This is a genomic window from Propionivibrio sp., from assembly GCF_017995515.1.
Classification (GTDB): domain Bacteria; phylum Pseudomonadota; class Gammaproteobacteria; order Burkholderiales; family Rhodocyclaceae; genus Propionivibrio.
This window is the reverse complement of sequence record NZ_JAGOIT010000051.1, coordinates 1-25320: the sequence shown is the minus strand read 5'-3', so window position 1 is coordinate 25320 and position 25320 is coordinate 1. Positions and strand designations below refer to the sequence as shown.

Annotated in this window: 29 protein-coding genes and 1 pseudogene; 16 read left to right on the top strand and 14 right to left on the bottom strand. The window is 63.2% G+C overall.

All coding sequences use genetic code 11. From position 1 onward, the window contains the following. Nucleotides 1-247 precede the first annotated feature (247 nt). Nucleotides 248-1288 (top strand): ABC transporter permease, encoded by a 1041-nt coding sequence (locus tag KBA32_RS10095; RefSeq protein WP_294358346.1) that lies wholly within the window; start codon nucleotides 248-250, stop codon nucleotides 1286-1288. On the opposite strand, the gene KBA32_RS10090 is transcribed toward KBA32_RS10095, so the two are convergent. Beyond that, nucleotides 1270-1749 carry a DUF4148 domain-containing protein gene (locus tag KBA32_RS10090; protein WP_294358343.1) on the bottom strand — a complete coding sequence of 160 codons (480 nt, stop codon included), beginning with the start codon at nucleotides 1747-1749 and terminating at the stop codon, nucleotides 1270-1272. The genes KBA32_RS10095 and KBA32_RS10090 overlap by 19 nt on opposite strands. A 224-nt stretch (nucleotides 1750-1973) precedes the next feature. Between KBA32_RS10090 and KBA32_RS10085 the strand changes: the two genes are divergently transcribed. The 4 genes from KBA32_RS10085 to KBA32_RS10070 all read left to right on the top strand — a co-directional run bounded on the left by KBA32_RS10085 (nucleotide 1974) and on the right by KBA32_RS10070 (nucleotide 5103). Next, the gene (locus tag KBA32_RS10085) at nucleotides 1974-2903 is read left to right on the top strand and encodes a LysR family transcriptional regulator (protein ID WP_294358340.1); all 930 of its coding nucleotides are present in this window, start codon (nucleotides 1974-1976) and stop codon (nucleotides 2901-2903) included. Between the two features lie 85 nt (nucleotides 2904-2988). Continuing rightward, nucleotides 2989-3282, top strand: a complete 294-nt coding sequence (locus KBA32_RS10080) for a hypothetical protein (RefSeq protein ID WP_294358336.1) — start codon at nucleotides 2989-2991, stop codon at nucleotides 3280-3282. 12 nt (nucleotides 3283-3294) lie between these two features. Next, entirely contained in the window at nucleotides 3295-4146 is an 852-nt protein-coding gene (locus KBA32_RS10075; protein WP_294358333.1) for a response regulator, read from the top strand. A 21-nt stretch (nucleotides 4147-4167) separates the two neighbouring features. Further along, nucleotides 4168-5103 (top strand): 5'-nucleotidase, encoded by a 936-nt coding sequence (locus tag KBA32_RS10070; RefSeq protein WP_294358330.1) that lies wholly within the window; start codon nucleotides 4168-4170, stop codon nucleotides 5101-5103. Between the two features lie 157 nt (nucleotides 5104-5260). On the opposite strand, the gene gnd is transcribed toward KBA32_RS10070, so the two are convergent. The 4 genes from gnd to KBA32_RS10050 form a co-directional block, all read right to left on the bottom strand. Next, the gene (gene gnd, locus KBA32_RS10065; protein WP_294358327.1) at nucleotides 5261-6214 is read right to left on the bottom strand and encodes a phosphogluconate dehydrogenase (NAD(+)-dependent, decarboxylating); all 954 of its coding nucleotides are present in this window, start codon (nucleotides 6212-6214) and stop codon (nucleotides 5261-5263) included. Nucleotides 6215-6454: 240 nt separating this feature from the next. Then, a complete protein-coding gene (locus tag KBA32_RS10060; RefSeq protein WP_294358324.1) occupies nucleotides 6455-7309 on the bottom strand; it encodes a DctP family TRAP transporter solute-binding subunit in 855 nt (284 codons plus the stop codon). A gap of 2 nt (nucleotides 7310-7311) precedes the next feature. After that, nucleotides 7312-7467: a hypothetical protein gene (locus KBA32_RS10055; RefSeq protein ID WP_294358322.1), complete on the bottom strand. Its 156-nt coding sequence runs from the start codon at nucleotides 7465-7467 to the stop codon at nucleotides 7312-7314. After that, entirely contained in the window at nucleotides 7460-7969 is a 510-nt protein-coding gene (locus KBA32_RS10050; RefSeq protein WP_294358319.1) for a gluconokinase, read from the bottom strand. The genes KBA32_RS10055 and KBA32_RS10050 overlap by 8 nt, the downstream gene beginning before the upstream one ends. 205 nt (nucleotides 7970-8174) lie before the next feature. Here KBA32_RS10050 and KBA32_RS10045 point away from each other — a divergent pair, with 205 nt between their 5' ends. The 7 genes from KBA32_RS10045 to aroQ all read left to right on the top strand — a co-directional run bounded on the left by KBA32_RS10045 (nucleotide 8175) and on the right by aroQ (nucleotide 13085). Continuing rightward, nucleotides 8175-9203, top strand: coding sequence for a LacI family DNA-binding transcriptional regulator (locus KBA32_RS10045; RefSeq protein ID WP_294358314.1), 1029 nt, complete (start codon nucleotides 8175-8177; stop codon nucleotides 9201-9203). Nucleotides 9204-9256: 53 nt separating this feature from the next. Continuing rightward, the gene (locus KBA32_RS10040; RefSeq protein WP_294358311.1) at nucleotides 9257-9835 is read left to right on the top strand and encodes a DUF1439 domain-containing protein; all 579 of its coding nucleotides are present in this window, start codon (nucleotides 9257-9259) and stop codon (nucleotides 9833-9835) included. A gap of 91 nt (nucleotides 9836-9926) precedes the next feature. Continuing rightward, nucleotides 9927-10799 carry a carboxylate/amino acid/amine transporter gene (locus tag KBA32_RS10035; protein WP_294358309.1) on the top strand — a complete coding sequence of 291 codons (873 nt, stop codon included), beginning with the start codon at nucleotides 9927-9929 and terminating at the stop codon, nucleotides 10797-10799. Between the two features lie 116 nt (nucleotides 10800-10915). Next, nucleotides 10916-11230 (top strand): YbjQ family protein, encoded by a 315-nt coding sequence (locus tag KBA32_RS10030; RefSeq protein WP_294358307.1) that lies wholly within the window; start codon nucleotides 10916-10918, stop codon nucleotides 11228-11230. 13 nt (nucleotides 11231-11243) lie between these two features. Beyond that, the gene (locus tag KBA32_RS10025; RefSeq protein ID WP_294358305.1) at nucleotides 11244-11687 is read left to right on the top strand and encodes a YbjQ family protein; all 444 of its coding nucleotides are present in this window, start codon (nucleotides 11244-11246) and stop codon (nucleotides 11685-11687) included. 6 nt (nucleotides 11688-11693) lie between these two features. Next, nucleotides 11694-12560: a M48 family metallopeptidase gene (locus tag KBA32_RS10020; protein WP_294358303.1), complete on the top strand. Its 867-nt coding sequence runs from the start codon at nucleotides 11694-11696 to the stop codon at nucleotides 12558-12560. An 84-nt stretch (nucleotides 12561-12644) separates the two neighbouring features. Beyond that, nucleotides 12645-13085 carry a type II 3-dehydroquinate dehydratase gene (gene aroQ, locus KBA32_RS10015; protein WP_294358301.1) on the top strand — a complete coding sequence of 147 codons (441 nt, stop codon included), beginning with the start codon at nucleotides 12645-12647 and terminating at the stop codon, nucleotides 13083-13085. Between the two features lie 32 nt (nucleotides 13086-13117). Here aroQ and KBA32_RS10010 read toward each other — a convergent pair whose 3' ends face one another. From KBA32_RS10010 to KBA32_RS10000, 3 genes are all read right to left on the bottom strand, one after another. Continuing rightward, the gene (locus tag KBA32_RS10010; protein WP_294358298.1) at nucleotides 13118-13615 is read right to left on the bottom strand and encodes a hypothetical protein; all 498 of its coding nucleotides are present in this window, start codon (nucleotides 13613-13615) and stop codon (nucleotides 13118-13120) included. Between the two features lie 155 nt (nucleotides 13616-13770). Further along, the gene (locus tag KBA32_RS10005; RefSeq protein ID WP_294358295.1) at nucleotides 13771-14112 is read right to left on the bottom strand and encodes a hypothetical protein; all 342 of its coding nucleotides are present in this window, start codon (nucleotides 14110-14112) and stop codon (nucleotides 13771-13773) included. 48 nt (nucleotides 14113-14160) lie between these two features. Next, the gene (locus KBA32_RS10000) at nucleotides 14161-14388 is read right to left on the bottom strand and encodes a hypothetical protein (RefSeq protein WP_294358293.1); all 228 of its coding nucleotides are present in this window, start codon (nucleotides 14386-14388) and stop codon (nucleotides 14161-14163) included. 259 nt (nucleotides 14389-14647) lie between these two features. Between KBA32_RS10000 and KBA32_RS09995 the strand changes: the two genes are divergently transcribed. Then, complete coding sequence (locus KBA32_RS09995) at nucleotides 14648-15853, top strand: DUF748 domain-containing protein (RefSeq protein WP_294358290.1); 1206 nt, start codon at nucleotides 14648-14650, stop codon at nucleotides 15851-15853. Nucleotides 15854-15896: 43 nt separating this feature from the next. After that, nucleotides 15897-16451: a DUF3617 family protein gene (locus tag KBA32_RS09990; RefSeq protein WP_294358288.1), complete on the top strand. Its 555-nt coding sequence runs from the start codon at nucleotides 15897-15899 to the stop codon at nucleotides 16449-16451. Between the two features lie 52 nt (nucleotides 16452-16503). Here the strand turns inward: KBA32_RS09990 and thiE are convergent, their stop codons facing one another. The 5 genes and pseudogenes from thiE to KBA32_RS09970 all read right to left on the bottom strand — a co-directional run. Then, nucleotides 16504-17145, bottom strand: coding sequence for a thiamine phosphate synthase (gene thiE, locus KBA32_RS09985; RefSeq protein WP_294358286.1), 642 nt, complete (start codon nucleotides 17143-17145; stop codon nucleotides 16504-16506). After that, a complete protein-coding gene (thiM, locus tag KBA32_RS09980) occupies nucleotides 17142-17939 on the bottom strand; it encodes a hydroxyethylthiazole kinase (protein ID WP_294358284.1) in 798 nt (265 codons plus the stop codon). Before thiM ends, thiE begins: the two co-directional genes overlap by 4 nt. Before the next feature lie 92 nt (nucleotides 17940-18031). After that, nucleotides 18032-18235: a YaeQ family protein gene (locus tag KBA32_RS17130; protein WP_367113772.1), complete on the bottom strand. Its 204-nt coding sequence runs from the start codon at nucleotides 18233-18235 to the stop codon at nucleotides 18032-18034. Beyond that, the gene (locus KBA32_RS09975; RefSeq protein ID WP_367113771.1) at nucleotides 18172-18573 is read right to left on the bottom strand and encodes a YaeQ family protein; all 402 of its coding nucleotides are present in this window, start codon (nucleotides 18571-18573) and stop codon (nucleotides 18172-18174) included. Before KBA32_RS09975 ends, KBA32_RS17130 begins: the two co-directional genes overlap by 64 nt. 187 nt (nucleotides 18574-18760) lie before the next feature. Continuing rightward, nucleotides 18761-19081, bottom strand: a pseudogene (locus KBA32_RS09970) (transposase); the annotation flags it as partial. 404 nt (nucleotides 19082-19485) lie between these two features. Between KBA32_RS09970 and KBA32_RS09965 the strand changes: the two are divergent. Together KBA32_RS09965 and KBA32_RS09960 are read left to right on the top strand one after the other, a co-directional pair. Next, nucleotides 19486-20619 (top strand): efflux RND transporter periplasmic adaptor subunit, encoded by a 1134-nt coding sequence (locus KBA32_RS09965; protein WP_294358282.1) that lies wholly within the window; start codon nucleotides 19486-19488, stop codon nucleotides 20617-20619. 228 nt (nucleotides 20620-20847) lie between these two features. Further along, complete coding sequence (locus KBA32_RS09960) at nucleotides 20848-23919, top strand: efflux RND transporter permease subunit (protein WP_294358279.1); 3072 nt, start codon at nucleotides 20848-20850, stop codon at nucleotides 23917-23919. Between the two features lie 30 nt (nucleotides 23920-23949). Here KBA32_RS09960 and KBA32_RS09955 read toward each other — a convergent pair whose 3' ends face one another. Then, nucleotides 23950-25080 (bottom strand): helix-turn-helix transcriptional regulator, encoded by a 1131-nt coding sequence (locus tag KBA32_RS09955; protein ID WP_294358276.1) that lies wholly within the window; start codon nucleotides 25078-25080, stop codon nucleotides 23950-23952. Nucleotides 25081-25320 lie beyond the last annotated feature (240 nt).

Here is a 25320-nt window from a genome sequence, read left to right as displayed (position 1 = left end):
AAATAGACTGCTGACCGAGTAGTCCCACGATGTCACGATGGCGCTGGCAGGGGCCGACACCATCAAGAGCGCGGAGCCAATAGCTGCAACTCTGGAAATCAGCTTCATGATTTACCTCCTGAAAAGTAAGTGACCAAGCAAAGCATATCGCGTACCATAAAACATAACACTCTGTTTTTAATAAACAAACGGAAAATTACGCAAACATGGCACGGGGCAACTGTAAAATGGATCGACACCCTATGGGTTGACAGCGATCCGATTCCACGGGCTTCAGCGCGAGGATGATGAGCATGATCAAGCGCCAGAAACCCGGCAGATAGACTTCGTCGGCGCCGCGTTCCACCGCTTTTCCGCGTTACTGCGCGAAGAGGACCATGTCGAGATGGTCGCGCCGCGCCTTGCCTTGAGCGGGCTGATGAGCCGCGTCAGCATCATCTTCATCGCCGAGGCGATCGAACCGGCGGCAATGGCGTGCTTTCAGTCCCCCTCCCTGACCGAGGACGAGGTGCGCAGCGGGATGTACAACAATCAGCTCAAGCAGCTCGATCCGGAGCGCGTCGAGGTTGTCGAACTCAGCGATGGCCTCGTCGACATCCTGCATCTCGCTGTCGGCGGTCAGGCGGCGGTGCTGGCGAATACGCCCGCCGGACAGGCCAACGCGCTCGACATCACTGTCGGCCACGCCTTCAACGCCGGCTTCGACGTCGAGATCCAGACCTGGCGCGACCTCCCGGACTTCTACAACCAGGTGAGCGACCTGTTCGACATGGTTTTCGGCTTCATCTTCCTGATCGTGCTGACCGTGGTGATCATGAGCGTCGTCGAGCGCACGCGCGAGATCGGCACGCTGCGTGCCATCGGCCTCAAGCGTGCCGGCGTCGTGCGCCTGTTCACCACCGAATCGCTGTTGCTGACGCTGCTCGGCTGCACGCTCGGACTACTCATCACCATTGCCGTGCGTTGGGGAATCAATCTGGCGGACGTTTCCTGCACGCCGCCCAACAGCGCCAGCCCGGTGCCGCTGCTCATCTCGCTGGATGCGGTGCGCATGACCTTCATCTTCGCGCTGATGGGCGTCGTCGGAACGATCGCTGCCTACCTGCCGGCCCGCCGCGCGGCGAAGAAGCTGATCATCGATGCGCTTGGGCAACTACGCCGGCGACTACGATGCACCGCTGAGCGGCGAGCCGCGGCTACGCGCATCCTTTCCGGCAGATGTAGTCGGTTGGAGAAGACCAGGCCCCGGCTCTCGCCGGGGCACGGCCGTCAGGAGGCCTTCGGGTAGCTGTTGGGGTACAGTTCGTTCAGCTTCCTGCCCGATTTCGTGTCGACAATGTCACCCGTGCGCTTGGCTTCGGCCAGCTCGGCCAGCACCTGTTCGCGCGTCACGGTCGATGCGCTGACCTTGGCTGGATAGAGATGCGGGTTGAGCTCGTTCAGCTTCTTGCCGGTCTTCGCATCGACGAGTTCGCCCGTGCGCTTGGCCTCGGCGAGTTCGGCCAGCACTTGCTCACGCGTCACCGTCGATACGGCCGCCTTCGCCGGGTAGAGATTCGGATGCAGTTCGTTGAGCATCTTGCCGGTACGGCCGTCCATGATGTTTCCGGTACGCTGCGCTTCTGCCAGTTCGGCCAGAACCTTGGCGCGGGCCGTGCCTTGAGTTGAGGAATCGGCGGCGACGGCGTAGCTCGAACCGAGGGCGGCGGCAAGCAGGAGGGCGATGGTGGCGGCGTGAGTGGTTTTCATGATGCAAATCCTTTTCTTTCGATACAGTTCAGTTGATCAATCGCATAGTCCGGTCGAGTCGTTCAGTTCATGGCTTTTCCGGAATCGATCGAGTCGTTTAATGTGTGTCTCGTCGATGGGTTGAATCTTAACGATCATTATCAGCAAGAAAAACCGCTCAAAAAACAGCAATACATTTCATTATCAGCAATAATAAGCCGATTGAAATCGGCAAAGGAGACACCATGGATCGCCTGCTATCGATGCGCGTATTCCAGAAAGTCATCGACGAAGGCGGTTTTGCCGCCGCCGCGCGGGCGCTGGACATGTCGCCAGCGGTCGTCACGCGGCTCGTCGCGGATCTGGAAAACCATCTCGGTACGCGCCTGCTGCACCGCACGACGCGGCGCGTTTCGCTGAGTCCGGCCGGTGAAAACTATCTGAACCGGGTGCGCGGAATCCTGCAGGACATCGATGAGGCGCACAGTATCGCCAGCGCGCAAACGAGCGAGCCCAAGGGTGTGCTACGCGTCCTGACGCCACCGGTACTGGCAACCTTCCTGCTGGCGCCGCTGATCGCCGAGTTCCGTGCGCTGCATCCGAAGATCCGGCTGCATGTCGAGGTCGATTCGCATGAGGATCTGCCGATCGAAGATTACGACGTGACCTTGCTGCCCACGAACGACGCCTTCGACGCGGACATCGTCGCACGCAAGGTCTCTGATACTGAAGCCATCCTCGTCTGCTCGCCCGAGTACATCAGGCGACACGGCACCCCGGCCACACCCACCGACCTCGCGCAACACGAACTGCTGCGCTTGCGTGCGCAAGGCATGGTGCAACGCGTCTGGCGACTGAGAAACTCGCATAGCGATGAGGTTTTTGAGCTCGTGGCTGAGCCGAGCCTCTGGATCAATCACACGGAAACGCTGTTGCGTGCGACCGTCGACGGCGCCGGGATCACGTCGGTTGCTGTCGCTCTGGCGGCGCCCCACCTTGCGCGCGGCGAACTGGTGCGCGTGCTGCACCCGTGGATTACTGACCGCCTCAGACTGTATGTCGCCCTGCCAAGCCGCAAGTTCATGCCCGAACGAACGCGCGTCTTTCTCGAGTTCATCATCGACCGGATTCGCGAGCAGAACGCCGAGGTGCAGTACGCCTGCGACCACTGCTGACAGCGACAAGCGCCTTTCGCCCACGCAACATGAACACCAGCCCGGCTGTGAGCGCGCAATTGCTCTCCGTCGCCGGAAGCTGCCCGTGGCCGAGACCGTTAACGCCCGCCCAGTCGATCAGGATGAAGACGGCGGTAAAGAGCACGCCGGTGATCATCACTGCGTTGAGGACGCGAAAGCGGAACTCGAGATATTCCTCGCTCGCGTCGATTACAACAACCGCATGTCGTTTGCCCGCTGCGAATCGCGCTTGTCCGGAATGTCTCAGACCTCCCCTCACACCGGCCGTGGAGCCTTGGCGGCGCGTTTATTCATTTATACTCATCGCCTCGCGCCACGACCGTCCGCAACGCCACAAGCGGCACGCCTGTTCGATTGAAAGGTACGATTCATGAGCATTTTCAGTCAGATCCGCTCGATCCTTGGAAAGAACGAGCAAGAAGAATCTGCGGCCACGCCGGACAAGGCGAAGACGGTCGACGCGGCTTCAATGACAGCGACTCCCGGCGCACCGGTCGAGCGCCGCAGCCGCAAGCGCATCAACACGCACAAGGGCCGCCGTATCCTGATCATCGACGACTCGCCGACGATCGTCGGCGCGCTCAAGAAGATGCTGCGCTCGGCCGGTTGCATCACACTTGAAGCTGCGGACGCCGAAACCGGACTGGAGCTGATCCGCAAGGAGAAGCCCGAACTCGTCTTCCTCGACATCGTGCTGCCGGGAATGACCGGCTTTGCCGCCCTGCGCCAGATGCGGCGCGACCCGTTGACGCTGCACATCCCGGTCATCATGATCAGCGGCAACGAGCAGGCGACCGAGCAGTTCTACGTGAAGCGGATCGGTGCCGACGACTTCATGAAGAAGCCGTTCTCGCGCCATGAAGTCTTCGCCCGCATCGAGAATCTGGTCGAGGAAAAGAAGCTCAAGCAACTCCTGGCGCCACAGGAGAAACCGGTGATCCGACCAAAGACCGCAGCTGATCCGATGCAGGAAAAAGCGCCACGCCCGACGACGCCAGCGCAAAAACCCCATGCCTCGGGCAAGCCGATCCAGGAACCTGCAGTCGACGAGTCCGCACCGAAGGCAAAGGCACCGATCAGCGCGCTCGAAGCGCGCAAGCATCTGACCGACATGGGCCTGCAGTATTTCAGCCAGGAGCAGTTCGTCGCCGCCATCGAGCGCGGCGACAAGCTGGCGGTCGAGCTTTTCATCGCCGGTGGCTGCGTCAGCATCAACGCCTGACGCGTTATCAAGGATCACGCCATGCCTTACGAACTCGACAAGCGCCTCGTCGTCGGCCTCGCCTCCAGCGCGCTCTTCGATCTGACCGAATCGGACTCGGTCTTCCGCGAAAAAGGTGAACACGCCTACCGCATCTATCAGCGCGAGAACCAGAACAATCCGCTGCAGGCCGGCGTCGCCTTTCCCTTCATCAAGCGCCTGCTCTCGATCAACGAGATCAATCCGACCGACCCGCCGATCGAGGTCGTCCTGCTCTCGCGCAACGACCCGGACACCGGGATGCGCGTAATGAACTCGATCCGCCATCACCAGTTGGGAATGACGCGCGCCGTTTTCCTGCAAGGTCGCGTGCCGCACCGCTACATCCCGGCACTCTCGATCAGCCTGTTTCTTTCGGCGAACGAAGAGGACGTGAAACAGGCGATGCTCGCAGGCTACCCGGCGGGGCAAGTGCTCGAGTCGCGCCACATCGATGAAGAAGACGACCAGGAATTGCGCGTCGCCTTCGACTTCGACGGCGTCGTCGCCGACGACGAATCCGAGACGATCTATCAGGAAACGCACGACGTCGCGAAATTCCACGAATACGAGCAGAGTCACGTCAATGTGCCGCACACGCCCGGCCCGTTGAAAGACTTTCTCGCCAAGCTCTCGATCGTGCAGCAACTCGAGGAGGAGAAGGCAACCGAGGACGCGAAGTACAAACCGAAGCTCCGCATCTCGATCGTCACCGCGCGCAACGCACCGTCGCACGAGCGCGTGATCAATACGATGCGCAACTGGGGAATCACCGTGAACGAAGCCTTCTTCCTCGGTGGCATCGAGAAGAAGAAGGTGCTCGAAGTGCTCAATCCACACATCTTCTTCGACGATCAGAAGACGCACCTCGTGCCGACTTCTTCCGTCCTGCCGTCGGTGCATATTCCGTTCGGCATCACGAATACGACTTCCTCGTAACGCAGCCGCGCTTTCGCTTTAGCACGTTTCCTGCTTACTCCTGAGATTCCGGCTTTTCACCGCAAAGGCGCAAAGGGCGCGAAGGTTCGCAAAGAGAATCCGGGCGCTGCGCGCCGCCACACGTCAGCCGAATGATCAAGCGGTGCCAACGCGTTGTTTACTTCGCGATCTCTGCGCCTTCGCGCCTTTGCGGTGAGGGTTTTAGCTTGATCGCATGCCCGCCGAAGGCGTTGCGCATCATCGCCAGCAGGCGGTTGGCGTAGCCCGTATCGTCCTGGCTGGCAAAGCGCATCTGCAGCGCCAGCGTCAGCACCGGCGCGGCGACGCCCTGCTCGACCGAATCGATCACCGTCCACCGCCCTTCGCCGGAATCGGAGACGTGCGGTGCTATGGCAGCGAGTTCCTGATCCTCTTTCAGCGCATCGGCGGTCAGGTCGAGCAGCCAGCTGCGCACGACCGAGCCGTGACGCCACAGCTCGGTGAGCTGCGCGAGGTCGAAATCGAACTCCTTCTTGTTCTTCAGGAGGTCGAGCCCTTCGGCGAGTGCCTGCATCATTCCGTACTCGATGCCGTTGTGCAGCATCTTCGAATAGTGCCCGGCGCCGACCGGGCCGACGTGCGCCCAGCCGCGATCGGGGGCCGGTGCCAGCGCCTGCAGCGCCGGCTGCATGATCGACGCGACTTCCTTGCTGCCGCCGACCATCAGGCAATAGCCGTTGTCCAGCCCCCAGACGCCGCCCGAGGTGCCGGCGTCCATGAATTCGATACCGAGTTCGGCCAGCCACGCGCCGCGCCGCTGGCTGTCCTTGTAGTTGGAGTTGCCGCCGTCGACGACGACGTCGACGGGCGACAGCATCGCCGCCAGTTCCTTCAACTGGGTTTCAGTCGGATCGCCGCTCGGCAGCATCAGCCAGACGACGCGCGGTGCGGTCAGTTTGCTTACCGCATCGGCAACCGAAGCGGCCGCAACCATGCTCGTTTCCGCCGCGAGGCCGGCCACCGTCGCCACATCTCGGTCGTACCCGACCACTTCGATACCCTTCCGGCACAGTCGACGCGCCATGTTGGCGCCCATCTTTCCGAGTCCGATCATTGCCAGGCGCATCGTCATTTCACTTCTCCCTTCGACTTCAAATGTTCATTCAATAACGCATTGAGACTCGTCATAGTCACCGACAACCGAATTGCCGTTCGTGGTGAGCCTGTCGAACCATGAACGGGCCGCGTAGGCGTCACGCCCTTCGACAAGCTCAGGGCGAACGGAGGTAAAGATCCGTCGGTCACTTACGCGAACGTCAATAAAACAGACGCCATCATTCCAGGCCACCCCGGGAATGATGGCGACTACGACTTACTTCCCGCCGCGCAGCTTGGCGAGTTCGTTCTGCGTCTCGTTCCAGAGATCCATCCCGACATTCGCGGCGATCGCGGCATTCACGCGCGTCAGCTTCTCGCGCATGCGGTTCACTTCCTGCGGCGCCACGTCGTTGACCGCCATGCCCTTCGCCTTCAGGTCGGCGACGGCCTTGGCCGCTTCCTCGCGCGTATCCTGGCGTTCGAAGTCGCGGCTGGCCTTCGCCGCATCGAGCAGGACCTTCTGCTCGTCCTTCGAGAGCTGATCCCACCACTTCTTGCTCACCGTCATGATCCACGGACTGTAGACGTGGTTGGTCACCGACAGGTATTTCTGCACTTCGTAGAACTTGCTCGAGAGGATGGTGTTGTACGGGTTCTCCTGGCCATCGACCGTCTTGGTCTCCAGCGCACTGAACAGCTCGGAGAACGGCAGCGGGATGGCGTTGGCGCCCATCAGCTTGAAGCTGTCGAGATAGACCTCGTTCTGCATGACGCGCAGCTTGATGCCGTCGAGGTCTTCAAGCTTGGTCACCGGGCGCTTGCTGTTGGTCAGGTTGCGGAATCCGTTTTCCCAGTACGCGAGACCGACGAGGCCCTTTTCCTGCAGCTTGTCCATCACCTTCTGGCCGATCGGGCCGTCGAGCACCGTGTCGGCTTCCTTCGCCGTATTGAACAGGAAGGGCGTATCCCACAGCGCCATCTCCTTGGTGATGCCGACGAGCGTTGCCGTCGAGCCGACCATCATCTCCTGCGCGCCGCCGATGAGCACGAGCGCCATGCTCAGGCCGATGCCCATGAGCGTCAGCATGCTGACGATGAAAACGATGAAGGAGAGTGCTTCCGGACCCATGATTATTCGGCCTCCGCAGTATCGGCAGCGTGACCGAGGTGGATCGGCCGGTTTCTGAGCAGTTCGATCAGCGCCATGACGCCGATCGCCGACGAACACAGAAAGGCCGGCATCACGCCATGCAGCAGCGACTGGGTTTTCGTTGAAGCACTACTCATCTTTTTCCCCCTTGTTGATCCAGGCAAGCGCCAGCGCTTTCAGCTCAGGCAAAGACAGCGTCCCGTCCAACGTCAGCACACCCGCCTCGCCCACCGGCGATTCGAGCGTCGCAAACTGGCTGTCGACCAGACCGGCCGGAAAGAAGTGATCCCCCGCGCGTGCCGCGACGCGACGCAGCGCTTCTTCGGGGCTGATGTCCAGATAGACAAAACCGATGCCAGGCGCCGCCGCCCGCAATCGATCCCGATACGCTCTCTTCAGCGACGAACAGGTCAGTACAGCACCTTGGGCGGACTGGCGCAGCAGTCCGCCCAAGGTTTCGAGCCATCCCTCGCGATCCGCGTCGGTCAGCGGAATTCCCTGGCTCATTTTTTTGCGACTGGCCGGGCTGTGGTAATCATCGCCTTCGACCAGCGTGACGCCCATCCCTTCCGCCAACATCGCGCCCAGGCTGGATTTACCGCAGCCGGCCACGCCCATCACGATCACCGATTTCTTCATTTACGGATAGCGCTATCCAATGCAGATGCAAAAGGACGCAATTGCCCCTCACCTTGATGTTTTAGTTGCCTCTTGCGAAGCATCCCAAGTTATTCATGCTTGGGACAGCGCTATCCTATTTAGGGATATAATGGTTGTCAAGCAGCATTTTCAGTCGTCTTTTCTCTCGTTTTCGTGCATCCTTTTTGCTTTCCATGCGAACCACATGAGCCAGAAAAGCCCTCCCCGCCCGCGTGCGACCGGCCGCGTCACGCTGGCCGACGTTGCCCGCGCCGCCGACGTCAGCCCGATCACGGTCTCGCGCGCCTTGTCGGGCCGACGCGCCGTCGACCCGGATCTGGTTGAACGCGTGCGCGCGGCTGCCCAGCGGCTCGGCTACGTCCCCGACCCGGCTGCACGCGCGCTGGCGTCGCGGCACAGCACGCACGTGGCGATCCTGATTCCGATGCTGACCAATGCCCTCTTCGTCGATCTGCTCGAAGCCGCGCAACGTACGCTGCGTCAGGCCGGATTCCAGACGCTGATCGGCATCACGCACTACGACCCGAGCGAGGAAGAGCAACTGCTGCGCGAACAGCTCGCGCATCGGCCCGCCGGCGTGCTCGTCACCGGCATGCAACGCACCAACGCGACGCGCGCGCTGATCGAGGCGAGCGGTGTCCCTTGCGTGCATCTGATGGAACTGGCCGACACACCGGCCACCTACAGCGTCGGCTTCTCGCAGCTGGAAGCCGGCGCCACGATGACGCGCCACCTGCTCGAACGCGGCCGGAAGCGGATCGCCTTCGCCGCCGTGCAGCTCGATCCGCGCACGATGCAGCGCATGGACGGCTGGCGCCGCGAGATGACGAATGCCGGCTGTCACGACGCGACGCTCGAATGGCTGAACCCGGCGCGCTCCTCGCAAACCATCGGCGCGCAGATGTTCGAGCAGATCATCCGCCAGACGCCGCCGGTCGATGCCATCTTCTTCTGCAACGACGACCTGGCCCAGGGCGCGCTGCTGGCCGCCGCGCGGCATTCGATCAAGGTGCCCGAGCAGATCGCAATCGCCGGCTTCAACGACCTGCCCGGCAGCGACCAGATGATTCCGCCGCTGACGACGGTCCGCACGCCACGCAGCGAGATCGGCGAAGCTGCCGCCGTCATGCTGCTCAAGCTGATACGCGGCGAGCCGGTCGCCGCGCACGCTGTCGACGTCGGCTTCTCGCTGGTCGAGCGCGACAGCACCTGAAACACCGCGCCGATCCGCTATAGTGGGATTCCTTTATGCCAAGGAGGAATGCCATGCGCCGCCTTTTGCCGACCACCGTTCTCCTCGCCTGCCTGGCCTTGCTCTCGGCCTGCGCCACCCTGCCCCCGCCGCCGAAAACGATCAGCGTGACGGAAGCCCGACTGGCACAGATGATTGCCGCCCAGTTCCCGTTCAACAGCGAAATGCTCGAAGTGCTCGACGTCGTCGTCAGCACACCGCGCATCACGCTCGATCCGACCAACAACCGCATCAACACCTCGCTCGACATCAACGTCGCCGGCAACAACCTGCTCGGTCTGTTCACCGACAAGCGCTACAAGGGCGCGCTCGACATGAGCTACGGTCTGCGCTTTGAACCCCGGGACTCGACGGTGCGCCTCACCGACGTGCGCGTACATCGCCTGGACATCGACGGCACACCGAGTGCAATGCGCCGGCCGATCGAAAAGCTGGCCGCGCCGCTGGCGCAAAAGCTGCTGAAGGATTACGTAATCTACAAGGTCCGCCCGGAAGACCTGCAGGCCGCCCAAGGCTGGGGCTACAAGCCCGGCGCCTTCCGCGTCGAACCGACCGGGCTGTCGCTCACGCTCGATCCGGTTGAGCGCAAGTAGGTAACGCGGCGGCGCGGCGAAAGCGCGAGGGCGTCGGGTGCGGGTAGAATCACCGCCGCTGCGCCCCGCCCCCGAACTTCCCGGAACCGCCATGCCTTACCTCATCCTCGTCACCATCCTCTGGGCCTTCTCGTTCAGCCTCATCGGTCAATACCTCGCCGGCCAGGTCGATAGCGACCTCGCCGTCCTCGTGCGCGTTGCCATCGCCGCCGCCATCTTCATTCCCTTCACGCGCTGGCGCGGCCTGCCTGCGCGGCTGCTCGGCGGCTTCTGGCTGGCTGGCGCCCTGCAGTTCGGCATCACCTACCTCTGCCTCTACCGCAGCTTCACCGTGCTGACGGTGCCCGAGGTCCTGCTGTTCACGGTGCTCACGCCGATCTACGTCACCCTGCTCGATGACGTACTGGCCAGGCGCTTCAATCCCTGGGCGCTTGTCGCGGCGCTGGTTGCCGTGGGCGGCGGCATCATCATCCGTTTCGAGAAGATCGAGGGCGAGTACCTGATCGGCTTCCTGCTGCTGCAACTGGCGAACGCCACCTTCGCCGCCGGCCAGGTGCTCTGCCGCCAGCTGCTCGCGCGCTACCCGACCGAACAACCGCTGCACCGATTCTTCGGACACTTCTTCCTCGGCGCGATGCTGCTCGCGCTGCCCTCTTTCCTCCTTTTTGGCGACCTCGCCAAGATGCCGCACAGCGCAATGCAATGGGGCGTACTCGTCTGGATGGGCCTGTTCGCCACCGCGCTCGGCATGTTCTGGTGGGTCAAGGGCAGCACACAGGTCGATGCCGGAACGCTGGCGATCATGAACGAGCTGCACGTGCCGGCCGGGCTGCTGGTCAATCTATTGATCTGGAACCGCGACGCGAATCTGCCGAAACTCCTGGCGGGCGGCGCTGTGATCATGGGATCGCTTTGGCTCAACCGCTTGGGGCGCCGGATGGGACGACGCCTGGCCGCCGGCTAAGATCACACCCGCAGCTTCCTTGCGCCGGCTTCGGCCGGCAAGGTACGATCAGGCATTCGGCATATCGATTGCCCACTACTTGATTTGCCCCTCCACCCCCTGCAAGGAAGTCAGCAATGATCATCACCAACATCGAAACCGTGCCCGGCAAGACCATCGTCAAGCATCTGGGCATGGTCAGCGGCAACACCGTGCGCTCCAAACACGCCGGCCGCGACCTCATGGCCGGCCTGAAGAACATCTTCGGCGGCGAACTCAAGGGCTACACCGAACTGCTGACAGAATCACGTGAGGAAGCCGTCGCCCGCATGGTCAAGCAGGCGGAAGCCATCGGCGCCAACGCGGTGGTCAACGTGCGTTTCTCGACGTCCTCGGTGGCGGCCGGTGCGGCGGAACTGTTCGCCTACGGCACGGCGCTGGTCGTGGAATAGCGGAATCGACGCCATGTACGATCTGATTCTCTTTCTGATTTTGCTCGTGCTCGGCTACGTCTTCGGACAACTCGCCGAGAAGCGCCACTTCCGCTCGATCATCAAGCGCGAGGCAGAACTGCGCGATGTGCTCTGCTTCACCGAGCGCAACGTCCCTGAAATGGGGCACATCGACTCGGCGCTGGTCTGTGGCAGCGTGGTGATCTCGATCGACTTCTTCAAGAAGTTCGTCGCCGGCCTGCGCAATCTAGTGGGTGGACGTGTCAGCGCCTATGAATCGCTGCTCGAACGCGCCCGGCGTGAAGCCATCCTGCGCATGAAGGCCGACGCCCGAGCGCGCGGCGCGAAGAGCGTGTGGAACGTGCGCCTGGAAACGTCGTCGATCACCAAGGACGCGACCCAGGGCGTTGCCGCCGTCGAGGTCATCGCCTTCGGAACGGCCGTGACACCGCGCTAGAGCACCATGTCCGCCTACGAAAATCCTCAGATCCCGGAAGGCATCAACGTCTCGCCGACGCATCCGCTGAAGGATTTCACGCTATTGCTCGGCGGCGTCTCGGCGCTGATCGTCGTCGCCGTGCTGGCCTTGTCGTTCGCCGCCGGCTATCTCGTGCGCTTCGTGCCATTCGAACAGGAACAGGCGCTGGCGTCGAGCATCGACGCGGACTGGCTGAAGCAATCGCACAGCGCCGACGACAAGCGCCGCGAGCAGTACCTCCGGGCACTGGGCGAACAACTCGCCGCCGCGATGGATTTGCCGGCGGAAATGCGGATCGCCGTGCATTACTCATCCGACGACACGGTCAACGCGATGGCGACGCTGGGCGGCAACATCGTCGTGTTTCAGGGCCTGATCGATACGGTCGACAGCGAGAACGCACTCGCGATGGTGCTCGCGCACGAGATCGCGCACGTCGGCCATCGTCACCCGATCGTGGCGATGGGCCGTGGATTCACGGTGATGCTCGCGCTCTCCGCACTGTCCGGCGTTGGCGACGGCATGATCCAGCAGTGGGTCGGCAGCATGGGCATGCTGCCGATGCTCGCTTTCAGCCGCGAGCAGGAAGAAGCGGCCGATGCCGACGCGCTGCAGGCCTTGCTTCGCGTCTATGGCCACGCCGGCGGCGCTGCGACCTTCTTCGAGCACGTCGCGGAACAGTCCGCCTTGCCGGAACCACCGGCGCTGCTCAACACGCACCCGGACACCGATGCGCGCATCGCCCGCATCCGCGATTTCGAACAAGCGCATATCCGGCCGGACGAACTGGCGTTGAAACCATTGCCGGACTTCGTGAAGTCGGACAAGACCGATGGCACCGATCCGGACTGACGCTGCGAGAATAGAACTCCGCAGGTAGCTGTTTTGCGTATAAAGTTCCGGCGCTACGAATCCCCCCCTTTGGATGAGACAAGCATGAAGAAGATCCTCGTACTGAACGGCATCAACCTCAACATGTTCGGCCAACGCGATCCGGTACAGTACGGAACGATCACGCTCGCCGAGATCGATTCACGTTTGAAGGCGCTCGGTCTGGAACTCGGCGTCGAAGTCGAGTGTTTCCAGACGAACTTCGAGGGCGCAATGTGCGAACGCATCCATCAGGCGCACCGCGACGCCGTCGACGCCGTGCTGATCAATGCCGGCGCATGGACGCACTACAGCTACGGCATCCGCGACGCGCTGGCCATCCTCAAGGCGCCGATCTTCGAAGTGCACATGTCGAACATCCACGCACGCGAGGAATTCCGCCACAAGTCGGTGATCGCCGGTATCGCGCGTGGCCAGATCTGCGGTTTGGGCGTCGATAGCTACCTGCTCGCGCTGCGCGGCGCGGTGTCAGCGCTCGAAATCTGACGCGCCAGCACCCATCGAACAGCACCTATCTTTCATCTTGACCCACAGGGTGAATGGTCAAGTACGATCAAGCGGTTGTTTCCTTTGCGATCTTTGCGCCTTCTCGCCTTTGCGGTGAGGTTTTCAGGATCAAAGAAGACTTTCGGGAAGGCCGCGTCCATCTGGCTGGCGCCACTGTTCCACCACGGCCCGCGCTGGTTGAACGCTGAGCAAAATGCCCGCGCCTCCCTCAGCCCCGCTTTCATCAGGTTTCTGGCGCGAGTATATGGGCGCGTCCTCTGCGACCACAGGATGCAGCGCAGCTTGCGCCTGAGCCAACCGTCGAGGTCCTCCAGTGCCCGATTAGTCTCGTTGAGCCGCTCGCACAGGATCTGGCTGATACCGGCCAGGACCCGCTCGCCTGCCGCCTGGCTTCCGACGTAGATGGTGCAGTCGTCCGCGTAGCGACAGAACGCGTAGCCACGGCGATCCAGTCCCCGATCCAGTTCCGTCAGCAGGATTTCCGAGCGGGCCACCTTGCGCCGCGACACCCTTGCCGTTCAGCCAACTCTTCCCCTTGTCGGACGAGTAGAGGACTTTCACTTCCACGTGAGTGCGCCCTGTCGGGCGCACCCAAAAACAAGCCGGCTCACGCTGAGCCGGCAAAGTCACAGGGCGGAGAACGGAGAGAATTGACGCTCAGTCGTCAAGCCGTCGTATTCACCCGCGTACCGACAAGCTGGCCGTTCAGATTGACCGTTGGCCGATTGCGCTCTGCCTCGGTTTGCGCGTTCACGGTGGATTCGGATTCAGCGACTTCTGACGACGGCTGAACCCGCGTCGCTTGCGCTGCCTGTTGAGTAACCGGTGTTTGCTGGGTCTGTTGTGCCTGTTGATCCTGTTCGGTTGGTTCCGATTGCTGCACGCGAGACTGCGCCTGAACATTGCGCGCGCTGCTCAGCGGCGATTGGGTATAGAGGCTTGACGCGACAGATCCGATTTCCATGGCGAACTCCTTGTGCTTCGTCCGGGACAAACGCCGGTCCATCCATGGTAGACCATTCGGTGACGCTTTGCGCGTTCACTGTCAGGCCAGTCACACTGGCGCAGCGATACCCCCTCCGTACCAACTCTGATCAGCGCGGACTGCTTCGAGTTCCATGGTGAGTTTCGCCTTCTCGCGCAGGACTTTTTCCAGTTCTCGCTCAAGCGCGTCCAGGCGATTCGTCTCTTCGCGTGCTGAAACTCTCGAAGCCCGGCGTAATCCCAGGAAACCCAGCAGCAACCAGGCTGCTGTCAGCAAAAGAACGGTTTCAACGCTCATGGTACAGGCCTCGCTTGTCTATTGCGGCGAGTGGTCGCCACGCTCGCGCGGCGAACTTTATCGTGAGCAATCCATGCTGAGCCGCCTGCGTTACAGGATCGTTACACGCGACGCGACCGACTGTCTCCCCGACCTTCCGAGCCGGGGTCCCGACTTGCCCGGAATGCCATGCTGAAAAGTCCCGGCCGGCATACTATCCTGAGCTTATTGCCGAGCACCCGCCGACATTCGCCGGCGCTATAAGCCTCTGGAGTTGATCATGACGCCGACAGACAATCCGAATCCTGGCAAACGATGGCATCTGATACTGCTTGCTGCGTTAGTCGCGCTGGTGATTGGCGGAGTCTTCGCCTACCGCTTTGCGATCCGAACGGTTGAGGAAAAGATCGTGGCGGCACTCGGAGCGCAGGGGGAAGTCCGCGAGTTGAAGGTTGGACTCACTGGAGTCGAGATGAAGGGCTTGCGCATTCGCGCGCCGACGCCAACCGGCAAGGAAGCCGCGTGGCCGGTCGAGGACGAGCTTCGGATCGAACGCATCGCCGTCGTTCCATCACTTGCCGACCTGCTGCGCTCGCGCATCGTGTTGAGCAGCATCCGTATCGATGGCGCCTATGTTTCGCTGCTTCGCGCCCGAAACGGCAAGATGATGGTTGTACCCAGCCTGTCAGCCCCCGCGTCTCCGGTGGCGCCCGCAGCCCCAGGCAACATCAGGATCGCTGAGGGGACGCCAAACGGACCAACGTCGGAACCGTCAGCGCCAACTACTGCGTCCGACGCAACGCCGGTCACGATCGAGCGCATCGAACTGCACGACGGCGTCGTCGAGTTCTTCGACGCGACACTGCAAAAGAATCCGGTCAAGCAACGCATCGAGTCGATCGAAGCACAAATCGGACAGATCAACGTCCCGGATCTGGCCGGCCAGACGCCGATACGAGTGAAGGCGATCCATCAGGGCGTGCGCAGTAACGGGGAGATCTCCATCGATGGTTCGATCGAACTCTCCACCCGTGAGTCGGGCATCACCACCGTGCTGCGCAACGTTGACATGATTCCGCTCCAGGCCTACCTGATCAAGACCGGCAAGGGCGGCATCCGCAAGGGATCGCTCGATTTCGAGCTCAATTCGTCGATCAAGAAGGGAATGCTCTACGCACCGGGTTCGCTGTCGCTAAGCGATCTGGAACTCACTTCGCCATCCGCGACGATCCTCGGCATCCCGCAAGCTGCGGCCGTGTCCTTGCTCAAGAACAAGAAGGGGAAAATCACGGCGAACTTCGTGCTCACCGGCGACATCAACGATCCGGACTTCTCGCTCAACGAGACCCTGACGACGCGCATCGCCACCTCGGTCGCCGGCAAGCTCGGCGTGAACATCGAAGGTTTCGCCAAGAACATCGGCGAAGCCAGCGGCGGTACCGCGACAGGCATCGGCAAGGCGCTCGATCGCCTGCGCAAGAAATGACCGAAAAAAATGACCGAAGACCCACCCCACGCAAGGAGAACCCATGAAAGCCAGGTACTTCGCCTACACGCCGTGCGCCGCTTCGCTCATCGCCCTCGTCGGTATTGCCTCGACCACGGCAGCGAGTGACATGCCCAAGCGCAAACCCGGCCTTTGGGAGATCAGCGTCAGCGCGCAAGGCATGCCGAGCATGGGCCCGATGCAGCAGTGCATCGACCGCAACACCGACAATCTCATGCAGCAGGAAGCCGAACGCAGCAAGCCCGACTGCAACGTGATGGACGTCAGGCAGTCCGGCGGCAAGGTCACGATCCACACCGTGTGCAAGATCGAAGGCACGACGGCGACGACCGACGGGGTTTTCGAGGGCTCGTTCGAAACCGCCTACAAGGGGTCGTTGAAGACGCGCTTCGATCCGCCGATGCACGGCATGAGCGAGTCGAACGTGACGCAGGAGGCGCGCTGGGTCGGCCCCTGCAAACCGGGTCAGAAACCGGGGGACGTGGTCATGCCGAACATGGGCGGCATGGACATGAACAAGATGATGAACGACCCGAAGTTCAAGGAAATGATGCAGCAGTACGAGGACGAGGAGTAACGGGAAACGTTCGCCCGCGCCGGGGCCGCAGCCGCGGCGCGGGTTCGCCGTGTCAGCGCTTCAAGGCCAGCTGTATCGTCTCGTTGAGCGCCGCCGTTGCGCGCGCCGGATCGTCGCGTCCGCAGATGGCCGAAACGACCGCCACGCCGTCCGTGCCGGCTTCGAACAGCGGCGTGCAGTTGTCGCGGTGGATGCCGCCGATCGCCACCACCGGCAGCGCGGTTGCGACGACGAGTTCGGCGAACAACGCGACACCGGTCGCCTCGCCGGCGTCGGCCTTGGTGCCGGTCGGATAGACCGGGCCGATGCCGAGATAGTCGACACCCGCTGCCGGCACCGTCGCCATCTCTTCCGCGCTGCCCACCGACAGGCCGAGGATCCTGTCCGGCCCGATCAGTCGGCGTGTCTCCAGCGCCGGCAGGTCGCCCTGCCCGACGTGCACGCCCTCGGCGTCGACGGCCAGCGCCACGTCGATGTGGTCGTTGATGATCAGCGGGACGCCGTAGGGCGCGAGCGCCGCCTTGAGCGCGAAGGCAGTCGCCAGCCACTGCCGCTTCTTCCAGTTCGGCGCGCGCAGCTGGACGACCGTTGCGCCGTTTTTGGCCGCCTGGATCGCCGTATGGACCATGCCTGCCGGCCCGCCGCACAGGTCCGGATCGAGGACGAGGTAGAGCGAAAGGTCGATCGTGTTCATGCCGCCTGCTCGCGGAGATTGTCGGGGTTGATCTGGTACAGCGCGTCGAGATAGTCGACCTTGAACGAACCCGGCCCGTGGCTGCTCGCGGCGGCGCGCTGGCCGCACATGCCGGCGACGGCGCACGCCGCGGCGACAGCGTTGAGGCGGTTGGGCGCCTGCGCGGTGAAGGCGGCGACCAGCGCCGACAGGGCGCAGCCGGTGCCGACGACGCGCGTCATGATGGGGTTGCCCCACGGCGTCGCCCAGGTCGTTTTGCCGTCGGTGATGAAGTCGGTCTCGCCGGTGACGGCGACGATGGCGCCGGTCGACTGCGCCAATTGCTCGGCAGCGGCAACCGCCGAGTCCGACCCGGCTGTCGTATCGACGCCGCGTCCGGCGCCGGCAAACCCAGCCAGCGCAAGGATTTCAGACGCGTTGCCGCGAATCGCGGCCGGCGTTGAGGCGAGAAATTCGCGGCACGCCTGCGTGCGGTAGTCGAGCACGCCGACCGCCACCGGATCGAGCGTCCACGGCACGCCGGCCTTGTTGGCGGCGGCGACGGCCTGCTGCATCACCGTCAGCCGCGCCGGATACAGGGTGCCGACGTTGACCAGCAAGGCGCCGGAAATCGAAGCGAAGATCGACGCTTCTTCCTCGGCGACGATCATCGCCGGCGCAGCGCCGATCGCCAGCAGGACGTTCGCGGTGATTTCCTGCACGACTTCGTTGGTCAGCAGATGTACCAGCGGGTTGGCGGCGCGCAGACGAGCAAGTTCGTCGGCGATGATCGAAACGGGGAGCGTACTCACCATGGTTGGTCAATCCTCATAACAGACGTGCGCGGCGGATAACGCGGAACGCCTCGCCGCCGCACCTTGAGCGAGGGTTCGTGAATACGGTGGGACTACGCGCCGAAGAGCACGACCGGTTCGACGCGCACCGGGTCGCCCTCGCCGGTGATCAGCGCCTCGCCCTCCTGGATCGTGCATTGCAGCGCCATCGTGCGGCTGGCCAGCCCGCCCAGCGCTTGCGCGTCGTCGGCGGTCAGGCGATAGACGACGAGATTCGGCAGCTTTTCGAGCTTGTCGCGGTTCTGTTCCCACCACACATCGACCAGGCGGTCGCCGTGGCGAACACGAACACCTTGCCGGCGCGACCCGACGCCTTGCGCAGCCAGCGCTCATCGGGCTGGCCGACGACGATCCACTGGTCGATCGCACCGGTCAGGTCCTTGAGCCAGAGATCGGGTTCCTCGTCGGTCGACAAGCCCTTGCCGAATTCCAGCCGTTCGTCGGCGAGCCGCATGAAGGCAAACAGGCGCACCATCATCCGGATGTCGTTCTCCGAGGGATGACGGGCGAGCGTCAGTGCGAAGTCCGAGTAGACGTTGCGATCCATGTCGGCGACGGACAGGTCGACCTTGAAAATCGTTGCTTTGAGAGCCATGAAAACGTGCGAAAAGTCCCGTGACGGTCGATACGGCAGCTGAAGCAATTGCTAACGGCTAGCCCGACCCGGCAAGGCGTGGTGAAAAAGGAAGGTCGCTATACTAGCCGAAAACCTGTCCCCCCCCATCCCATGCGCCCAATCTCCCACGGCAATTGCTTGCACATTCATCATCACTGCCGTCCGGTCAAAACGCGAACAGATTCAATTGGTTGTTGATGGTGATGTTGTCGGAACCGGAGTTGCTACCCGGAAAGGCTTGCTGCAAGGGCATCTTCTCGAAAAGAGTGACCGACAATGTCTGTGGCAAAGTGTAGAGCGAGGCGTCGCTGCCGAGACGCTTCTTGACGATAGCGACGAGGACGTAGACCGACACCGCGATCCAGATTTGCGTCTTGACCGCATTCTCTGACGTACCGTAGAAACGCTTGATCCGAAGATGCCGCTTGATCCACTTGAAGAGTTCCACCTGCCAGCGGTTCTTGTAGAGCGTGCAGATGGACGGGGACTTCCTTTTTGTCTTTACCGAGGGGGATGGCGATGCGCGAAACATCCGGGATGGCGACAGAAGAAATAAAGTTGGCAGGTGATTGAGCGACTCTTGCCGGAACACTGGGAGCAACAAGGCAGAGTGCTGGGAGCCTTTCAGCGCGGCCGGCAGATTCCCGATGTAACCACTCTGCTTCGCGTACTGCTGATTCACCTGGCAAAAGGCTGCGGTCAGCGTGAGACCGCGGTGCGCGGTGAATTGCGGTTCCTTGCATCGACCGGTGCAATGCACCATCGCATCAACACGCCTGTTGTAAACTCCGCACTCGACTATCGCAGCGGCTGAAACCCGGCCACCGCTTCTCGCGACCGCCCCCGCCCAAGCCCCAAGTACGACGAGTGGCACCAGAGAAAGATCCGAACATGAAAACCTTTTCCTGCTTCTGCAAACCGGCGCTGATTCCGCGCATCGCCTTGCTCGTCGCCGCGTTCGCCGCGCTGCCGCCGGCGGCGATGGCAGCGTCGGAAACGCCGGCCGCCACGCCGGCCAAGGCCGCCCTGACCGTCTCGGTGACGCAGGCCGTGCCGGGCGAGTGGCCGCTCCTGCTGGCGGCCAACGGCAACATCGCCGCCTGGCAGGAAGCGGTGATCGGCGCCGAGGCCGGCGGATTGCGCACGGAGGAGGTTCGCGTGAATGTCGGCGACCAGGTCAAGAAGGGGCAAGTCCTCGCCCGCCTGCAGAGCGACACGCTGCGCGCCGACCTCGACCAGACGCGCGCCAGCCTCAAGGAGGCCGAAGCCGCGCTCGCCGAAGCGACGGCCAACGCCGACCGCGCGCGCCGGCTGCAGCCTTCCGGCATGATCAGCGCGCAGCAGGCGACGCAATGGCTGACCGCCGAGCAGACGGCACGCGCCCGACTCGCCGTGTTCAAGGCCAAGATCCGCGCCGACGAAGTACGCCTGACGCAGACCGAGATCAAGGCGCCGGCCAACGGCGCGATTTCGGCGCGCTCGGCGACGATCGGCGCCGTCGTCCAGCCCGGCCAGGAGCTGTTCCGGCTGATCCTCGACGAGCGCCTCGAGTGGCGCGCCGAGGTGCCGGCCGCAGAACTGGCGCGTCTCAAGCCCGGCATGGCGGCGACCGTCTTCACTGCAAGCGGCGCCAAGGTGGCGGGCGTGATCCGCATGATCGCGCCGACCGTCGATGCGCAGACGCGCAATGGCCTGGTCTACGTCGACCTCGCCGACGTGCAGGATGCCAAGGCCGGCATGTTCGCGCGCGGCGAGATCGCGCTCGGCAAGTCTGGCGCGCTGACGCTGCCGCAGTCGTCGGTGCAGATGCGCGACGGCTTCCACTACGTCTTCCGCCTGGGCGACGACAGCAAGGTCGTGCAGACCAAGGTGACGATCGGCCGCCGCTCGGGCGACCGCATCGAAACCGTCTCCGGCATCGACGCGACGCAGAAGATCGTCTCGGACGGCGTCGGCTTCCTCGTCGATGGCGACACCGTGCGCGTCGTCGCGCCGGCCGGCGGAGCCAAGCAACGAGATTATTGAGGTTCGTGAAAGAGACTGCCAACTCACCACTACCGTTCGCCCTGAGCCTGTCGAAGGGCGGAATGCCTCCGTTTAGCGCCCGTTCATGCCCTTTGGCAGGCTCAGGACAGGATTCGATGCTCCGAAGGTGACCGCAGGAAATGCAAAGCAAATCCCCTTGGGGGACAAGCTCACCACGAACGGTAGATAAGTCATCACCACATTTACGATTCTCAATAGGACAACGCGATGATGAACGTCTCCTCCTGGTCCATCAAGAATCCGATCCCGGCGATCCTGCTCTTCCTGCTGCTCACGCTGATCGGGCTGATGGGTTTTCGCGCGATGAAGATCCAGAACTTCCCGGACGTCGATCTGCCCATGGTCATCGTCAACGCCTCGCTGCCCGGAGCCTCGCCGGCCCAGCTCGAAACCGAGGTGGCGCGCAAGATCGAGAATTCGGTCGCCTCGCTGCAGGGCGTCAAGCACATCTACACGAAAGTGCAGGACGGCACGGTGACGCTGATGATCGAGTTCGTGCTCGAAAAGGGAACGCAGGAGGCGACCGAGGAAGTGCGCGACGCCGTCGCCAACGTGCGTGCCGACCTGCCCGGCGAGATGCGCGATCCGATCGTCTCCAAGTCCAACCTCGCCGGCACGCCGGTGCTGACCTACACGATTGCGTCATCGCGGATGGACGACGTGGCGCTCTCCTGGTTCGTCGATAACGACGTTTCCAAGGCGATGCTCAGCGTCAAGGGCGTCGGCGCGGTCTCGCGCGTCGGCGGCGTCGATCGCCAGGTGCGCGTCGAGATCGACCCGGACCGGCTGCTCGCCCTGCAGGCCACGGCCGCCGACATCTCGCGCCAGCTGCGCCAGGTGCAGCAGGAAGCGTCCGGGGGACGCGCCGACATCGGCGGCGCCGAGCAGTCGGTACGCACCATCGCCACCGTTCAAACGGCCGACGAACTCGCGGCGATGGAAATTCCGCTCTCGGACGGGCGCAGCATCCGGCTGGACGACGTCGCGAAGGTCGAGGACACGGTCGCCGAACGGCGCAGCATCGCGCTCTTGAACGGCGAGCCCGTGGTCGGCTTCGAGATCGTGCGCAGCCTCGGCGCGAGCGAGGTCACGGTCATGAAAGGCGTGCGCGACTCGCTGCGCCAGATGCAGGAAAAGCACCCTGATTTGGTGGTCACCGAGGCGTTCAATTTTGTCACGCCGGTCGTCGACAACTACGAGGGCTCAATGGGGCTGATGTACGAAGGTGCGTTCCTTGCGGTTGTCGTCGTCTGGTTCTTCCTGCGCGACTGGCGCGCGACCTTCGTCTCGGCGACCGCGTTGCCGCTGTCGATCATCCCGACCTTCGGCGCGATGTACCTGTTCGGCTTCACGATCAACGTCGTCACCCTGCTCTCGCTGTCGCTCGTCATCGGCATCCTCGTCGACGACGCCATCGTCGAGATCGAGAACATCATCCGCCATCTGCAGATGGGCAAGACGCCCTACCAGGCGGCGATGGAGGCAGCGGACGAGATCGGCCTCGCGGTGATCGCCACCACCTTCACGCTGATCGCCGTCTTTTTGCCGACGGCCTTCATGACCGGCATCGTCGGCAAGTTCTTCGTGCAGTTCGGCTGGTCGGCGGCGATCGCCGTGTTCTTCTCGCTCGTCGTCGCGCGCATGCTGACGCCGATGATGGCCGCCTACATCCTCAAGCCGAAGACGAAAGGCCACGCCGAGGCGCGCTGGGAAAAGGTCTACATGCGCATGGCCGGCTGGTGCCTGAAGCATCGAGTGGCGACCACGATCTGCACCGCCGTTTTCTTCTTCGGCGTACTGGCTGGCCTTACGCCCTTGTTGCCCACCGGCTTCATGCCGCCGGACGATCTCTCGCAGACGCAGATCACATTGCGCCTGCCGCCGGGCAGCACCTTCGAACAAACCTACGCAGCCACGCGGCAGGCAGAAGCGCTGGTCAAGGAACATCCGCAGGTCAAGGTCATCTACACGACGATCGGCGGCGGCAGTTCGGGCAGCGACCCGTTCGATTCGTCCAGCGCCGCGGACGTCACCAAGTCGACGCTGACGATCAACCTCTCCGACCGCAAGGAGCGTCCGGGCATCAGCAAACAGGCGGTCGAGGACGATTTCCGCCGCCTGATGGAAGCCGTCCCCGGCGCGCGCGTCAAGGTCGGCATGGGCGGCTCGAACGAGAAGTACGTCCTCGCGCTCACCGGCGACGACGGCCGCGTGCTGAACGAACACGCGCAGAAGGTCGTGCGCGAGCTGCGCACGCTGCCCGGCATCGGCGCCGTGACGTCGAGTTCCAGCCTCGTGCGCCCGGAGATCATCGTACGTCCCGATTTCGCCAGGGCGGCCGACCTCGGCGTCTCGTCGGCAGCGATCGCCGACACGCTGCGCATCGCGCTTTCGGGCGACTACGATCAGGGGCTGGCGAAGCTCAACCTCTCGCAGCGGCAGATCCCGATGGTCGTCAAGCTCTCCGACGACGCACGCCAGGATTTCGAGCTCCTCTCGCGCCTGACCGTCCCCGGCGCGCACGGCCCGGTCATGCTCGCCAACGTTGCCAGCATCGAGCTCGGCAGCGGCCCGGCGGTCATCGACCGCTACGACCGCGTGCGCAACGTAAACCTCGAGGTCGAGCTCAACGGCCAGCCGCTTGGTGACGTCGAGGCCAAGACGATGGCGCTGCCGAGCATGAAGCAGCTGCCGCCCGGCGTCGGCGTCAAGGCGGTGGGTGACGCCGAGGCGATGGGCGAGCTGTTCGAGGGTTTTTCGCTCGCCATGGCCACCGGCGTGCTGTGCATCTACATCGTGCTCGTCCTGCTCTTCAAGGACTTCGTGCAGCCGGTGACCATCCTCGCCGCGCTCGTACTCTCGGTTCCGGGTGCCATCCTCGCGCTCTTCATCACGCGCACGGCGCTGTCGATGCCGGCGATGATCGGGCTGATCATGCTCATGGGCGTGGCCACCAAGAACTCGATCCTGCTCGTCGAGTACGCGATCATGGCGCGCCGCGACCGTGGCATGACCCGGCTGGAAGCGCTGCTCGACGCCTGCCGCAAGCGTGCGCGCCCGATCGTGATGACCACCGTGGCGATGGGCGCCGGCATGTTCCCGATCGCCATCGGCATGGGTAACGACCCGAGTTTCCGCGCCCCGATGGCCATCGTCGTCATCGGCGGCCTGATCACCTCGACCTTCCTCAGTCTCCTGGTCATCCCGGTGCTGTTTACCCTCGTGGACAACCTGCGCGATTTCGTCATGCGGCGCAAGCAGCCGACGGCCGAAAGCTGATGCCCGGGGCGGCGCATCAGTCGCCGGTCGTCAGAAATCCGGCGGCGGCGAATCGAGCACCCGCGCCAGCAACGCGTCCCGTGATTCAACGCCGAAGCGGTCAAGCAAGGTGTTGTTGTAGCCCTTGAGTGTGCCCAGGCCGATACCGAGGCTCCCGGCCATCTGCGCCAGGCTTGCGTGGCGGGCGGTGGCGATCAGGATGCGCTTCTCCTGCGGCGACAGCGGCCATCCCCAGAGCCGCCGGGCGGCGATCAGGTCCAGCGGTTCATGATGGCGGATGGTGACGCCGACGAGCAGTTCGGGCTGCTCCGGCGTGACCTGCATCCGCTCAAGAACGAAGTGGAAACGCCCGGCATCGCATTCGAGCCGCCGCTCCAGCGTTGACGGCGCATGCTCATCGAACATAGATGCCAGCGCCGGCAGGATCTCCGCCGGCAACGCCGAGCTGTCGCAGCGGCTCCAGTCGGGCGGCCCGAGCCCTTTGTGCCGCAGCAGGAAGAGCAGTCTGCGCAACATCGGACCATGCGTGCGCAGGCGCCCTTCGCGATCAAGCCACAGGGTCGACGAGGCGGTTTCCCGGAAATCGGCGCAGGGTAGCGTGGCCCATCGGTTCAGCCTGGATTCCAGGCCGCCAAGACAGTCGGCGAAGCGATCCCAGAGCCCCCAGTCAGCATCGTCATAGCTCCCCTTCTCCCGCTCCCGGCAGACACTGACGAAGCCAAGCCCATCGCCTCCCATTGCCACCGGTACACCCATTCCCCAATGCACGCCAAGCGGGCGCAGGACGCACTGGTACATCGGACCGGTCTCATACTCTGGCGTGCACTCCAGCGCACGAATGGCCCGGCCGCGGCCTTCGAGCATCTGCTGCACCGGGTACTCCATGAATATCTCGGGATGGCCGGCCAGGTAGCCGCGATAGGCGGCATCGTTGATCGGGTCGATCCAGAGCGCGGTCGGCCGCTCCTCGGCGCGGTCGAACCACATGAAGCTGAACACCGCCCCGTCGACGTGTTCGCGGGCGAGCGTCAGCAGCGTCGGCATGAGTACCCAGCTCGGGTACGGCAGACTCGCCGCCAGTCGAACATGCGCCAGCCAGGCGGCGGTCGAACGATTGCGCGCCCCCGGCGCGGTCTCCCTGTCAATTTTCCGGACGGACATGGTCTCTCTCCCTTGGCTGGCCATTCTATGGAGCGCGCGGCCGCCTGTCACGGCGGCCGTGCTGCCATGCCAATCGGCCATCGCCTTTCCGCTCCGCCCCTAACCCAGGTTAGGTATTCGCCGGAATATTTGAAACGTATATTTCTTCATCATTGTTTCCACCATCGAATCATCCTTCCGGAGCCTCGTCCATGCCTCTTTGCCGCCCCCACGCTCGCAGAATCCGCCCGGCGATGCTGT